The sequence below is a fragment of the Salinibacillus aidingensis genome, from assembly GCF_055393355.1.
The window spans coordinates 2,732,156-2,747,743 of record NZ_AP043759.1 but is presented as its reverse complement, the minus strand read 5'-3'; the positions used below and the strand labels follow the sequence as shown (position 1 = coordinate 2,747,743).

Sequence of the window (15,588 nt, the reverse complement as noted above, 5' to 3'; positions counted from 1 at the left end):
TAACAAAAAGTTATCGTTCAAAAGTCTCAAAATTTAGTAAATATGTTACCATAATACTAGAAAGAAAGATACAAAAGCTGATGAGGGTTTTCGATCAAGTACAACTTCTGCCAAAGGGGGAGTTCGGAAATGATCAATCCTGAGTATGTTTCTTTTAAAGCCTTTGTAGTTGGTGGAGCTTTTGGAGCGTTATTGGGTTTAATCGGCAGCTTTTTGTAATCTTTCATTTAATTACTTTTAACTTTAAGGGATGGATCAAGCATGGGAGGAATTCCATCTTGATACCTTTGTTGGCCTGGAGCGTTGTTTCCAGGCTTTTTTGCTGTCAGGAAAATACTGAATGTTATTGGCAGGTTAATAGTTTTGGATGCTGTAACAAGGTCAGTCCCTATTGCGCTAAAGTATTAGTGTGGTGGGGGGACTGAGCTTTTTTTCTTCATTATCCTACTGCGATTTCCGCTGTAATCTAGTACAATATTCATATAAACATTGTAAAAAATTAGGGGTGTGTGTCGATTGGAATCAGTGAAATTAAAACTGGCTAGGTTTGGTAGGAAAACGATTCGCTTGGCTGAATTGGAAGACTTAATGAAGCAACAATTTCATACATATGAGGACTTTGCTAATTCTGTTTTACAAATGGAGGATGAAGGCATTTTAGATATGGTCAAGTCTAAAGGGAGGACCTCTAGAGTGCCGGCCTTAGCTTTTCAATATCGGATTAATAAAAATTACTTGGCTAAAGACCATCATAAACAATTGCAGCAATATCGAATGCAGTTACACCCTCTTATTAATATTGATTATTTTTATAATCAGGATCCGGCTGTTTGGGAAAAGGATTTAGGGTACATATTGAAACTAGATGACTATTTAAAATCAGCGGATCTACCAATAGAACCGGTACCAGCACCAGAACAGAGCTTTGAATTAGTTGGTGACGAGAAGTGGATTACGGAAAAAGGGGGAAAAGAACTATTGGAAAGAGTAGGGCTTTGGGAGCGATTGAACATTATTCCTGTTTCGGAGCCACTGATGTTTGCGATTAATGTTAATAGAGTAAAGGATTCGAACCAATACCATCTTATTGTCGAAAATAAGACGACGTATCAGGGGTTACTTCCAGCCTTAAGTGAAACGGTCTTTGCTACGTTAATTTATGGGGCTGGAAAAGCGGTGATTAAAAGTATGGAACAATTCCCCTTGCAATATCCGGTAGAGTCCAATCACCACTTTTATTACTTTGGGGATTTGGATAAAGATGGGATATCGATTTGGTATTCCTTGTATAACAAGCAACCTATTAGACTAGCTTTGCCTTTTTACCGGGCTAGTCTTGAAAAGGAGAGTGCCATGGGTAAAGAATATCAAAGGGTAAATCAAGAAGCGAAGGAAACGTTTTTATCATTTTTCAATGCGGAAGAACAACAACAAATCCACGCATTGCTGGAAAATGGATACTATCATCCGCAAGAGACGTTAAAAACGAGAGAACTGCAAAGGGTTTGGAGGGAGTCGAATTGGACAAGTTAGAGTTACAAGATATCACGAGCGGTTATCGGGAACGAATGCGTAGACTTGCTCTATTTGATCCCTTATTTGATTTGGACCGGAAACGAGAAATAGACCAAGCCAAGGTTTCTATTGATATGAAGGGACTTGGGTTGTTAACCTTATTATTCTTTTTTGAACAGAAGTTAATGCGTCACTATAAGACGGGGATAAAAGAGTTGGCGGCCTTTTTACAGCAGTTAACCGCTGGGAAGTATCAGTTGGACACATCCGATTATATGCGTTTGGCACGGACAATCATACAGACTTTTCGGCCGACAACCGGGAGAAAGCGTAGTTACTCCTTCTTTAACTGGGAATCTTCTGTGAGTGAGGAGGTCGGGTATTCGATTTTAAAAGCGAATAATTTTGATGTGAAAACCAATACCCAATATTATACGCTTGATGAGGATGGGCTTGAGCTAGTTTTTGCTACCAAGGAATTTTATAGTGAATTTCAATTATCTATTAATCAATTAATGCTCCGTAAGCAATTGGATAAAGGGGAGTTTAAAGGGGCGCTTAGGCAAATTAATGAAATGCATATCGATGTGGAGAATTTGCAGGAACGAATGGTAAAGCTTAAGCATGAAATTCAGCGTAGTATCGTCTCTGAGGAAACCTTTGAAAGGTATAAGCAGTTGTTGGAAGATATCTATGGAAGGCTAACGCGAGAAGATGAGGAGTTTAAAGAGCTCCGTCAATTTGTCAAAGAAACACGGGAACGACTTTTTTCCAAGGATGTTCATAAGAAAGAAGAAAAAACCTATCAACTTGTGATTCAAATAACTAGTGAACTAGAATCCGTACACTATGAGCACTCTGGATTACTTGAACAAACACTAACTTTAAAGAATACCACACTCGTTACCGCCCAGGAATCCCTTTATTATACAGGGATTCAGGCGTTTAATTTTGACCAGGACCTTGTCTCTCCTATTGTTTCGAATCCTTTACCACTTGAATCTATGGAAGGAATCCTTCATCCATTCCTAAAGGTGGAAGAGAAACAAAGCTGGTCGCCGTTAATCCTTTTCGCGGAACAAAATATCACCGAAGAACGGGAGACCGATAGTCAGCAAGGCTTTGTGGAAGTGGAGGATGGAGATAAGGATGATCCTTATCGAAAAAGGCTCATGCAACAATTTAAATTAATCATGCATTCCTATCTCGATGCGGTTGACAATGAAGCAGTCGATACTTTATCTCGTTTTATGGATTATTTGGAGGAAATAGGGCAATCAACCATGTTTGAAAAACGGTATTTTTATGATTTTTGGATGATTCTTCATCAGCGTTCCCCGATTGTCCAAGGGCAAATAGAGGATGAAGAGGAAGGCAAAACATTGTTAGGTGATGCACTTCGATTGCTTGGTGATAGGACGTTAACGATTACAGAAGGGGAAGGAATTATTAACCGTGTGCAGCGCTATTCCATACAGGAAATGAAGATTCGTTTGGAGGATGAATATGATGCAATATCCTGAACAAAAAGTGATGAAAGCTTTTCAAATTTATACAACACTTGCCCGTGATGGGGTGGCTGATTCGGAAGCGGTCCAACAATACCGAGCCGATGATGCGATCCGTGGCTTGTTGGAAGCCTTTGGTCGAGAGGTAGACTGTGTGATTGTGACGACGAGTGAGCAGATGTTTCTCATTCCTGAGACGAGGCTGTCCCCTTTCCATGTTCGTAATGATTGGATCAAGCGAAACTACTTGCGCTCAGGAGCTACTAATGGGGATATCTATCTATTATATTTTGCGAGTATTATTCTATTTGGGACATTCTATGATTCCTATCATAGCCAAGCACCCACAAGACAGTTCCTTCGTTTAGACGAATGGGCAGCATCGATTCAAGAGCGAATCGAACAACTGAAAGCCCATGACGAAGAGGAGTTAAAGGAGCTGGAAAAAGAGTTTTCCTATAATTGGAGCTTAATTATTGAGAAGTGGGATGATATGGATGCGATTAAGGAAACCGCCAAAAAACAGGCGGGCAATACCATCAGTCGTCTCAGCTTTATCGATACGGTGAAAAAATTTCTCGTAGACCAAGGCTTAATTCAAGAAATCGGGAATGATGAATTAACGATTACGGAAAAGGCGAAGACCATCATTCAGCGCTTCTTTATGGAAATCGAGTATAACAAAGGAATATTTGAATTTATTTATGGGTTGGAAAGGGGGCAGGAAAATGCCAGCTATTAGTAAAATTCGGTTAACCAACGTGGTGTATGAGGATGGAAATAAACGATATAATGACGAGTTGTTTTTATTTGATGGCCACAATGGAGGCATTCTATTAGAAAATGGCGGAGGAAAAACGGTACTGATTCAAACGGCCCTACAAGCTGTCCTGCCTCATGTTGATTTAGCAGACCGAAAATTAAAGAATACCCTGTTATTAGAAAATGCTCCCGCTCATATTGCCATTGAGTGGATTGACCATGATCATCCGAGGCGCTATGTTGTGACCGCTGTTACCCTTTTTTTAACGAAGTATGGCTTAGATTCCTTACGTTACGTATATGAATATGACGCAGGTGACCCGAATGGGATTGAAGGCATACCATTTGTAAGAGAGGGGAAAGAAGGGAAACGCCCAGCAGAGCGGGGAGAAATGCAAGATTACTATAGTGGCATGAAGGAGAAGTCTTCCTTCTTTGCTCGTACGTTTGACACGATCAAGGAATACCGAGCCTTTATCGAAAAGCAATACCATATTATCTCCAGTGAATGGGAAAGTATTGTGAAAATTAATAGTACAGAGGGTGGCGTCGAGGCCTTTTTTGACGATTGTAAGAGTACGAATCAGTTGTTTGACCGTTTATTAATTCCTACGGTGGAAGACTCGATTGTTGGCTATGATAAAGCGATGTTTGCCGATATGTTTGAAAAGCAGCACCAAAGCTTTAAGAATTATAAAAAGTTAAAAGAAACGATTGAGGAAAATAAGCGAATACAAGAGAAGCTAGCGAACTATGTGATGGCCTTTGAAAAGCTTCATCATAAGCAACAAGCATATCGGAAAATCAAACAACAAGCAAAAGGGATATGGAACTTAACCCTTTCGCAAAAACAGCAAATGATGGATGAACGAATGGAAATCGAGCGGATGATGACGGAATGGGAAGCAGATGATTATAAGCATAAGCTGCAAACAGCCTCTTATAAAATTGGGGTAGAGAAGGCAATATGGAATGAAAAAGAATCAGCATACAAGGAGAAATACGCCCATCAGTTAGATAAAGAAGAGGAACGAAAGCATCATCAAAAGAATTTTTATTCGTTAAAATTGGCTAAACATAAATTAGAGTGGCAAGAGGAGCAAGATAAGTTAACGCTTGCCAATGAGAAGCTTGCCGATTTGGAACAAGATGAGGAATTAGTTGACTTACAAGGAGAATTAGAGGAAACAAAACAAGCCTTGTTAGGAAGTTACCTAACAGAAATCGAGAAAATAGAAGGAGAAAAACAGGGACTTACCTATCAACTGAATCCGATTTTAGAGCAAATGGAACAGGTAACCAATCGTAAAGCGGCAGTGGCTGAAAATATTGTGGGTGTGAAACAGCAGCTGTCTCGAATTCAGGCAACGATTACTGCAAGAACAGAAGACATGGAAAAGCTCGAACAACAACTTCTTGCTAACCCACAACAAGAACAGGTTGCCACCGAATTTAAGAAGTGGGAAGCCCGTAGTAATGAGTTAGATGAGGAAATTGTCCGTTTGAATCAGGAAATAAAGCAATTAAATAGAGACGTTCAGGAAGCTGATGAGCAAAAGGATAAGCTATTGAAAGAGCAAGCAGAACTAGAGAAGAACAAGAATGAAGTGTCCTTTCAGTTGAATGAATTACAGGATGCCCAAGGGAATGTGATTATCCGCTTAGCAAGCTTGCGTCCCCAATGGGCTAGTGTAGAGGATATGTATTCGATCCAACAAACGATTGAAACCAGATTGTTCGAACAAATCGAAAAGCTGAAAAAGGAACGGAACAAGCTTTTGTATCGGGAACGCTTAGCTTATCGCTTTGTAGATGATTATGGTCAACAGGATTTCTTCTTTGGCGATACTTTTCTAGAAGAACAGCTAGCTTCATGGAAAAATCAGCTCGATTATGTCGTAACAGGTGTTGAATATCTACAAAATGTAACGGAGGAAGAACGAAACAAGAAAAAGGATTTTGCCCTCTGGCCGTTAACCCTTGTGACCACCAATAAATCGAAGCAGCAACTGTTGGACAAGCTAAAATCCATCGCGGATCGCTTGCAATTTCCCATCACCGTTTTGACGACAGAAGAGGCGCTGCGAGTGGACGAAACCCAAGAGCAGGCGTGGATTGCACCCCAACATTGGCAGACTAATCTCGAACTAGATGCTTTTAATGATTGGAAAAAACAGATAGAAGCGGATGCCAAACAAACTACCGCAGATCGAGAACAGAAGGAAAAGGAACTAACAAACTGGGAAGATGGCTGGAAAGCATTTCAGCAATTTTTAAATAAGTATCCCTATGCATCCTATTCCCGTTTAAACTCGGAGCTATCGGAGTGGAAAAATCGATTAGAAGATGTGGCTATCCAAATCAATGCTAAAAAGGAAAAAATGGCAGAAACTCATGTGTTGGTGGATGCTAATCGAAGCAAGATAAACAATCATACGGATGAGATGCAAGGCTTACAAGCAAAAATAAAGGATGGGCTAAGATTTCTTTCCTATCAGAAAGAAGTAGAAGAGGAGCAAAAAAGAGAAGAGAGCGCGTCTGCACATTTGCAACAACTGGAAAAGGATCAGTTGAAACAGGCGAGGCTATTGCAGAGTTTTAATGATGAAAAAGAAGAGTTAGAAGGACGGATTAACGATTTAAGTATCCATTTGGGAATTGTGAAAGGGGAAGATGATTATAAAAAGGTGGAATCCCTGGAGCCTATCTATTCTGGTGAAAGTAAACAAAGCCTAAAAGATAAGATTGCGGATTTTAAAAAAAGTATGGATAAGATCACGGTTACCCAAGGGGAATGGCTCGCGAAACGAGATGCTGCCATGGATGCGATGAATAAAATACATGCACAAATGGAGGAGATTCGTAAGCTACAGAGCGATGTGGATAAAAACCAGGCCTTTCCGAGTGACGGGCAGCAATGGATGGATACCTTATGGGGAAAAATAGTGGATTTAACGAACGAGCTAAAAACCATTGAATGGGACGTTCAACAAGCATTATCGGATAAAGAACAACAAATAGGTAAATACAAATTAAAACGAGAGCAGTTTGAGTCAGATTTTCCAGACCAAGAGTTAGAAGTGTTTGAACAATCCTTAGATGATGTTGCTACAGCTTTACACAAGGAAAAGGAGAAACTATCCGAAAGGAAAGCATTCTTGGAGCAACAATATCAGCGAAACCATAAGCAGTTAGATAGTATAGAAGAGGCAGAACGGGAGCTAGAAAAATACATCGAGAGCCATCACTTTAACGCACCTGATTTGCAGGAAATTGACTTAACGGATGAACAAAAGCTTGATTTTAATTATCAGCGTAAAAAGTACGTTCGAGCTGTGATGGAGGAAATGAAAAATGCGAAACAAGTAGTAGACCAAGAAGCAACCCAAGTAGACGAAGAAAAAGCCGATGTTCGTGATTTTTGTAGAAAAGAGATCTCAGATATTAAGCTCCAACAGATGGCGATTAATGGACTGGAGCATAAACAAACCTATCAAGATGTGATTACTTTTAAGAATAATATGTTTACTAGCATCAATCGAATCTCGAAATATGCTAATGAACATATTAGGAAAAGTGATGAGGATTTACAGCTATTTATTAATCAAATTCATACCCATTTAAAAAATATGGTGGACGAATTAAAACAGATTCCGAATAAGACAAAAGTGAAAGTGCTCGATCATTGGAAACAAATCTTTACGTTTTCCATTCCGGAGTGGGATGAAGAAGAGGGAAAGACAAGAATCAGAGATCACATCGAATGGATCCTGCATCAGTTAGAGTCTGAGCGCTTTATTAATGACCAGGGCTTGCAAGATGAAGGGAAAGTTAGACAAGATGTAGAAATGTGGCTGCAAACCAAATCATTGCTGCAAATCGTCATGAATCAAGAAGTAATGAAAGTTAGCTGCCGAAAAGTGACCAATGATAATAAAGTGACATCCCGGTCGTACTCATGGGAACAGAGTAACGTTTGGTCTGGAGGAGAAAAGTGGAGTAAAAATATGACTCTTTTCTTAGGGATTTTGAATTATGTAGCGGAGAAAAAGCAGCATTTACAGTCGAATATGAAACGACATCGAGCCGTTATTTTGGATAACCCATTTGGGAAAGCATCCAGTGATCATGTATTAAACCCGGTATTTTTCGTTGCCGAACAACTAGGCTTTCAAATTATTGCCCTAACTGCCCATGCAGAAGGGAAATTTTTGCAGGATTACTTCCCAATTATCTATAGTTGCCGTCTCCGGTCATCTCAAGATTCAAGTAAAAGAGTGATGACAAAAGAGAAGTGGCTACATCATGCGTATTTCCAAGACCACGAACCAGAAGGAATGGAAAGGTTAGGTGAAGAAGAACAGATGGAATGGTTTTAGAATGCAATTTCTTGGCTTGCCGCTGAATGGGGTCACCCATCTGATAATCTCGGAGGCATTCTGGCCGTTGCTGACTATGTCAGTCAGGAAGACTTAGCAAGGGAGAAAACCCGATACGTGTTGAAGAAGTACTGGAAATGATGATTAAAGCTCATGAAATTCAGGGAATCCTTGCACTGGAAAATAGCCTGAATCGTGTAGGACTTGATCACGTATTATATGTAAAAGTCGCTACTACAGCCGTGGTAACTAAAATGCTAGGTGGTGGACGGGAAGAAATAATCAATGCATTGTCCAACGCCTGGATTGATAATTCCAGTCTCCGTACATACCGGCATGCACCCGACACCGGGTCTCGAAAATCATGGGCTGCCGGGGATGCTACCAGCAGGGGGGTTCAGCTGGCCATGATGGCGGTCAATGGAGAAATGGGCTATGAAACTGCCTTAAGTGCTCCAAAATGGGGGTTCCAGGATGTCCTGTTTAACAACCAAAACATTGTACTTAGTCAGCCCCTTGGTAGTTATGTCATGGAAAACGTGCTATTTAAAGTATCCTATCCAGCCGAATTTCATGCTCAGACTGCAGCAGAAGCGGCTGTACAGTTACACCCGGATGTGAGAAATCGTCTAAATGAAATTGATTCTATTCAAATTACAACTCATGAGTCCGCCATTAGGATTATCGACAAAAAGGGGCCTTTATATAACTCGGCGGATTGGGATCACTGCATCCAGTACATCACAGCTATTGGGCTTATAAAAGGGGGGATTACAGCAGAAGACTATGAAAATGAAGCGGCTGCTGATCCGAAAATCGATGAATTGCGAGATAAAAATGATTATACAAGAAAATGAAGCTTACACGAAAGATTACCTTGATCCGAATAAACGATCAATTGCAAATGCTGTTCAAGTCTTCTATACGGACGGTACTGCAACGGAAAACGTGGCTAGTGAATACCCACTTGGACACCGGTTCCGCCGAGAAGAAGCGATCCCTAAAATACGGAAGAAATACAAAGACAATCTTTCTACAAAATTTACAAAAAAACAGGTAGAGAAAATAGAAGCTGTAAGCTATGATTATCAGAAGCTTTCAGCAATGGACGTAAATAAGTTTGTTGACTTGTTTTTAACGTAATATATAAGGAATTCCACTTTTTATCACGCATTACCCGGTCGTAATCCTCCCACATCAAGTCATAAGGGAAAACCAACAAGACTAAGTAGGTGATAAACGGCCGGTAAATACCTGATAAGTTCAACTAACCACAGTGGTCCATGGAGAATATCCCTCCCTAATGGAAGTTTCACTTTATAAGATTATTTGATAGTTTACGGGTCTGGTAGGAATAGATTCATGCTGGGATAGCTAATATGTTTTTCAGATCTAAATGGGAATTGTATCTGTCCAATGCGAAGGAGGATCCTAACAATGGTATGGATGATTGATGAGTTAGCAACACAAGAAGAATTATCGAGTCAGTTTAAGAAACGAATGAAGAATGCTGATATCCTGCAAATTCCTGGAGCCCATGATGCCATGGCTGCTCTTGTCGCCAAAAAGACGGGTTTCTCATCCCTTTATCTTTCAGGTGGTGCCTATACAGCAAGCCTTGGACTCCCAGATTTGGGGTTGATTACCTCAACAGAAATGGCAAACCGTGCTAAGGAATTGGTTCGGGCTACTAATCTTCCCGTCCTTGTCGATATCGATACTGGATTTGGCGGTGTTTTGAATGTAGCCCGCACTGCTGTTGAGATGGTCGAGGCGAAAGTAGCTGCTGTTCAAATTGAAGATCAGCAACTTCCAAAAAAGTGTGGGCATTTAAATGGGAAACAACTCGTTACGAAAGAGGAATTGGCACAAAAAATTAAAGCAATCAAAGAAGTAGCACCTACCTTAGTCGTTGTGGCACGTACGGATGCAAAAGCAGTTGAAGGTATTGATGCGGCAATAAAACGGGCAGAATTTTATGAGGAAGCCGGCGCAGATGCTATTTTCCTAGAGGCATTACAGACAGAAGAGGAGTTTCGTCTATTTGCAGAGAAGATTGATGCTCCACTACTTGCTAATATGACAGAGTTTGGCAAGACACCGTATTTCTCCGCACAGGAATTTCAGAATATGGGCTTACGTATGGTAATTTATCCTGTTAAGTCCTTAAGGGTAGCTGCAAAAGCCTATGAGCGAATCTTCCAGCTCATTATCGAAGAAGGAACCCAGAAAAATGGGCTTTCTGATATGCATACGCGCAAAGAACTGTATGATAGATATCAACTCGTTGGCTGAATTTGAAGAATTAGATGGGAATATTGCAAAGACGGTTTTGAAAGAGGAGGGTGGGGGAGAGTAGCCGTATATAGGTGACATGATATGTGAACACTAAACTGAACAAATTTTTAAGGAACATCGTCAAATTTATAGTATTCAAGGTTTATTTGCACTCTCTTGGAAGGTAGTACTACATGCAGTTTTTTCACTTAGCTTTGAGTCTCTGCGGGCAAGATCATGAACCAGGATGGAACTGCGTTAGGAACGGGCTTAAACACTTATAAGGATTATCCAGAGATTGCGGTCACGTAAATTTTTAAAACCGCCATAATTTATTGGTAATTTTATGTGGATTGGTATCGAATCACTTATATTTAGAAACTAAAACTTCACGGTGTTATTACATCGTGGAGTTTTGTCTGTTAAGCTTTTAATCTCAAAGGATTTTTAAGAACTGTTATAGAAGTTTATTTAGTAGAATAGTTAAATAATCTGAAATCGAAAAAGAGAAGGTAGATAGTTCTTGTTCTCTAATAATAACAATCACCTTACATTTTTCCATAGGAGGTTCTAATCATGGACTTAAACCTAAAAACAAAAACCGTCATTGTCACAGCAGCAAGCAAGGGTCTTGGAAAAGCAACAGCAAAACAGTTTGCTGAGGAAGGTGCCAATGTCGTCATCTCAAGTCGAAGTAAAGAGGCTTTACAAAAAACGGCGGCTGAAATTATAGAGGATACAGGAAATAAAAATGTAATGGATCAAGTTTGTGACATTACCAACCCTGAAGACATTAAAAATCTCGTAAACTATACAACAGAGACGTACGGCACGGTAGATGTATTAATCAATAATGCCGGCGGACCCCCTGCTGGCGGGATTGATCAATTTACAGATGAGGACTGGCAAAACGCTTACGAATTAAATTTATTAAGCTTTGTTCGGCTGATTCGTGAAGTGTTACCCTCCATGCGTAAAAATAAGGAAGGCAGAATTGTTAAAGTTGCCTCGTCATCGATAAAGCAAACCCTGGATAATCTATTATTGTCCAATACATTTCGGGCTGGCATAGTAGGGTTGTCCAAAAGCCTTTCCCAGGAATTGGCACAGGATGGAATTTTGATTAATACGGTGGGACCGGGCCGGATTGGGACGGATAGAGTTGCGAGTCTGGATGAAATTCGGGCAGAGAAGCTCGGGATATCCCCTGATGAAGTACGTCAGCAGGCAGAAGCCTCCATTCCCATGGGCAGGTATGGCCAACCTGATGAATTTGCCAAAATGGTGGTGTCCTCCGAAGCGAATACCTATATAACAGGGCAATCATTTGTTGTTGATGGTGGTTTAGTAAAAGCTTTATAAGTAAGGACGTCTAAGGTTAGGCTATTTACATTTTCTTTATAAAAAAATCAGAACTTCGGAATTGGGAGAGAAAATAACGGGAGAGGGGGCGCATTAGATTATGGATGAAAAACTCATAGAATACATCCGTGAATTGATCCCGGAAGATCAAAGAGTTTTAACCGATCAAGCCGATTTGTATAGCTATTCCTTTGATGCATCATTTGGCATGCACGTTCCGGAACTAGTAGTGCAGCCGAAACATACAGATGAAGTCGCGGCAATTATGAAGCTGGCCAATCAATATGATATTCCCATTTATCCCAGAGGTCAGGGGACGAGTTTGAGTGGAGGTCCTTTACCAGTGAAGGGCGGGGTCGTACTCGATTTGTCAAAATGGGATTCAAAGCTGGAAATTGATGCAGAGGATATGGTGGCGGTCGTTTCTCCGGGAGTATTAACAGCGGATATTAATGAGGCTGCAATGGAGAGAGGTCTGATGTATCCCCCTGACCCCAGCAGCTCCCATGTTGCAACCATCGGCGGAAATCTGGCGGAGAACTCCGGTGGGCCCCGGGGGTTAAAGTATGGAGTAACCAAAGACTATGTGATTGGGCTGGAAGTCGTAACCCCGGAAGGTGAGGTTATTCAAACTGGAGGAAGGACGATTAAAAATGTAACCGGATACGATTTGACCAAATTAATCGTAGGATCGGAAGGAACGCTCGGGATTATTACCGAAGCCATTTTACACCTGTCCCCTAAACCGCCGGCAACAGAGACACTAATGGCCCTATTTGATGATATTGTTGATTCCGGTCGGGCCATCTCCCAGGTTTTGAGTGGTGGTATCCTGCCTTCTAAAATGGAAATGATGGATCAGGCGTCCATACAGGCAGTAGAGAACTATCAGCCATTAGGTTTACCCACCGATGTGGAGGCTCTGTTGTTCATCGAATTAGACGGACACCCGGCAGCGATTGAACAGGAAATCACAGAGATAAAACAGATTTGTCTGCAGGCAGGAGCCCGGGAAGTAAAGGTAGCTCAGACAAATGATGAAGCCCGGGAATTATGGAAGGCAAGAAAGCTTGTATCCCCGGCCATTGTTCGGGTTAAGCCGACGAAGATTTCTGAGGATGCCACCGTTCCCAGAAGCAAAATACTGGATTTATTTCAAACATTAAAGGAAATAAAGGAAAAACATCAAGTGGACTTAGTTGTATTTGGCCATGCGGGGGATGGCAATCTCCATCCGAATATTATTGCCGATAAACGGGACGAGGAGGAAATGAAGCGGGTGGAAGCAGCGGTAGAGGAAATTTTTGAAGCGGCCATTAAGCTTGGTGGAACCTTGTCAGGGGAGCACGGAATTGGGACCATGAAATCCCCATTCTTAGAGATGGAACTAGGTGAAGTGGGAGTGGATATGATGAAAAGAATTAAGAATAGCTGGGATCCCAACCATATCTTAAATCCCGGAAAAATTTTTCCCGATCCTGGGCAAAGGCTTGTGTTAACGGATGAGTCATGAATCATTAGCCTACGAAAAGACGTTTGATTGTGTCCAGTGCGGCTATTGTTTACCAGCCTGTCCAACTTATCTGACTATGGGAAAAGAAACCCACTCCCCTCGTGGACGCATCCATTTAGTGAAAATGGCCGCTGAAGGAAAAATTCCTTTGTCCGATTTGGAAGAACCGATTGAATTATGCCTGGGCTGCCGTGCGTGTGAACGGGTCTGCCCAACCAATGTACAGTATGGAGACATACTGGATTCGGCCAAACATGTTTTACAGCAGGAGAAAAAGAAAACCATGCCCAATCGGGTAAAAATGCTGCAAAATTTCATGTATCAAAAAGCGATGCCGAAAGAACGGGTTCTGAATTCCATGGGCACCGGGCTGGCCGTGTATCAGAAATCAGGTTTACAGAAGGTCGTTCAGAAATCAGGTTTAATGAACGTATTTCCTGAGCATCTGTCAGCCTTTGAAAATATTTTGCCGGCTGTCGAAGGACCGATGAAAAAAAGAAATCGTCAAAAAGACTATCCGGCGGCAAACAAACCCGTGTACAAAGTGGGATTTTTTAAGGGCTGTATTATGGATACGATGTTTTCCTCCATTAATACATTGTCGATGAAACTATTACAGGCAGCCGGGTGTAAAGTAACGATGATTGATGAGCAAACCTGCTGTGGAGCGATTCAACACCATAGCGGGGAGACCGAAACGACGAAGGAACTGGCCAGGCGGAACATCGAGGCCTTTGAGCAGTATGACTTCGACTATATTGTGAACAGTATTGGCGGCTGTGGTGCTATGCTGATTGAATATGACCATTTATTTGCGGGTGATCCGGACTGGAAGGATCGTGCACGGGCATTTGCAGAGAAAAATGTTGAAATTAGTGTGCTTTTGAATGAGCTCGAGCTGCCCTTGCAAAAAGAAATACCCAAAGCTGTCACCTATCAGCCGTCCTGCCATATGACAAATGTGCAAAAACGGGTTCACGAACCATTACAGTTGTTGAAACAAATTCCTGGTATTCACTATATAGAAATGCCCGAAAAGGATTTATGCTGCGGGTCTGCAGGAATTTATAATCTTGTTCATTATGATGAATCGATGGATATTCTGGATAAAAAAATGAAGCATGCAACAATGGTGAAACCGGAAGTCATCGTTACGACAAATCCCGGCTGTCATTTGCAAATGAAACTGGGGATAGAACGGGAGAATGCAGGCGACCAGATGGAAGTCGTCCATTTAGTCGAATTATTAGCTGAGGCGTGTAATATTTCAGATGAATAGATTAGGATTTGAGCCATAAGTTTTACAGGTGGATCTGTCTTGATGTACGAACTGTTCTATCCTATACTTCTAGTAAAAACCGAGGTGATAGACATGCATGCACACGTCATTGTCAGCGGCAGAGTCCAGGGTGTTGGTTTCCGGGCGACTGCCTGGCAGAAGGCAAGTGAATACGGACTGAACGGCTATGCCCGTAATCTTCCAGACGGCACTGTGGAAATGGAAATAGAGGGCCCTGAGGACAGCGTTGAAGATTACTTGAAAGATGTTAAAAAGGGTTTGAGTCCATTTATTCGTGTGGAGAATATGGAAGTGACCCGATCAGAAACGGAAAAAGGCTTTAAGCGGTTTCGTATGGAATAAAGACGTTCTGCAAAATAGACACTATTTTTTTCCTCCCTGCGATTATAGAAGTAGAAAATAATCAAGGGGGGATTTTTATGTCCTTTCATCAAAAGAAGTTTTCCATTACGAGAAATTACATACAAAAGGGGCCGGCCAGAAGCGGAGAGGAGATTCAGAAGGTGCACTTTATTGTTGCCCATGATACGGGAAATCCAGGTTCCACAGCAGCAGGAAACCGGCGCTATTTTCAGTATACCCAGCCAAATGCATCGGCCCATACGTTTATCGATGACCGTAAAATACTGGAAATCATTCCGCTAAGAGAAAAGGCCTGGCATGTCCGCTATAATGTAAGCAAGGATAATCATCAATTTGGAGTGGATGCCAATGATGCGGCCATCGGAGTCGAGCTCTGCTATGGCGGAAATATTGATTTCAAAGAAGCCTACAAACGGTATGTATGGTATCATACGTATCTCTGCCGGAAATTTGGTCTGAATCCCCGGAAGGATATTATTGCTCATGCCACGCTGGATCCTGGACGCAGGACAGATCCTCATCAAGCGTTAAATAAACATGGGATAACTTTTGCACATTTTATAAAGGACGTAACGAAGGAGTTAGAAGGAGTTTCTTCCGGTAACATTC

At 41.5% G+C, this 15,588-nt stretch carries 8 protein-coding genes and 3 pseudogenes; all 11 read left to right on the top strand.

The window, feature by feature from the left end; genetic code table 11:
* Positions 1-525: 525 nt before the first annotated feature.
* Positions 526-1,533 (top strand): Wadjet anti-phage system protein JetD domain-containing protein, encoded by a 1,008-nt coding sequence (locus ACZ5OK_RS14445; protein ID WP_343839001.1) that lies wholly within the window; start codon positions 526-528, stop codon positions 1,531-1,533.
* Entirely contained in the window at positions 1,521-3,038 is a 1,518-nt protein-coding gene (locus tag ACZ5OK_RS14440; RefSeq protein ID WP_343837922.1) for a replicative DNA helicase, read from the top strand. The genes ACZ5OK_RS14445 and ACZ5OK_RS14440 overlap by 13 nt, the downstream gene beginning before the upstream one ends.
* A complete protein-coding gene (locus ACZ5OK_RS14435) occupies positions 3,025-3,765 on the top strand; it encodes a DUF6063 family protein (RefSeq protein ID WP_343838999.1) in 741 nt (246 codons plus the stop codon). The genes ACZ5OK_RS14440 and ACZ5OK_RS14435 overlap by 14 nt, the downstream gene beginning before the upstream one ends.
* Positions 3,752-8,164 (top strand): coiled-coil domain-containing protein, encoded by a 4,413-nt coding sequence (locus ACZ5OK_RS14430; RefSeq protein ID WP_343837919.1) that lies wholly within the window; start codon positions 3,752-3,754, stop codon positions 8,162-8,164. Before ACZ5OK_RS14435 ends, ACZ5OK_RS14430 begins: the two co-directional genes overlap by 14 nt.
* Positions 8,165-8,173: 9 nt before the next feature.
* Positions 8,174-9,307, top strand: a pseudogene (locus tag ACZ5OK_RS14425) (bifunctional 2-methylcitrate dehydratase/aconitate hydratase); the annotation flags it as partial.
* A 294-nt stretch (positions 9,308-9,601) separates the two neighbouring features.
* Positions 9,602-10,523: pseudogene (prpB, locus tag ACZ5OK_RS14420) on the top strand (methylisocitrate lyase).
* A 494-nt stretch (positions 10,524-11,017) separates the two neighbouring features.
* Positions 11,018-11,803, top strand: a complete 786-nt coding sequence (locus ACZ5OK_RS14415) for an SDR family oxidoreductase (protein ID WP_343837917.1) — start codon at positions 11,018-11,020, stop codon at positions 11,801-11,803.
* 100 nt (positions 11,804-11,903) lie between these two features.
* The gene (locus ACZ5OK_RS14410; protein WP_343837916.1) at positions 11,904-13,316 is read left to right on the top strand and encodes an FAD-binding oxidoreductase; all 1,413 of its coding nucleotides are present in this window, start codon (positions 11,904-11,906) and stop codon (positions 13,314-13,316) included.
* Positions 13,306-14,595 (top strand): (Fe-S)-binding protein, encoded by a 1,290-nt coding sequence (locus ACZ5OK_RS14405; protein ID WP_343837914.1) that lies wholly within the window; start codon positions 13,306-13,308, stop codon positions 14,593-14,595. Before ACZ5OK_RS14410 ends, ACZ5OK_RS14405 begins: the two co-directional genes overlap by 11 nt.
* A gap of 42 nt (positions 14,596-14,637) precedes the next feature.
* Positions 14,638-14,958, top strand: coding sequence for an acylphosphatase (locus ACZ5OK_RS14400; protein WP_343838997.1), 321 nt, complete (start codon positions 14,638-14,640; stop codon positions 14,956-14,958).
* A 77-nt stretch (positions 14,959-15,035) separates the two neighbouring features.
* Positions 15,036-15,551, top strand: a pseudogene (locus ACZ5OK_RS14395) (peptidoglycan recognition protein family protein); the annotation flags it as partial.
* Positions 15,552-15,588: the final 37 nt, after the last annotated feature.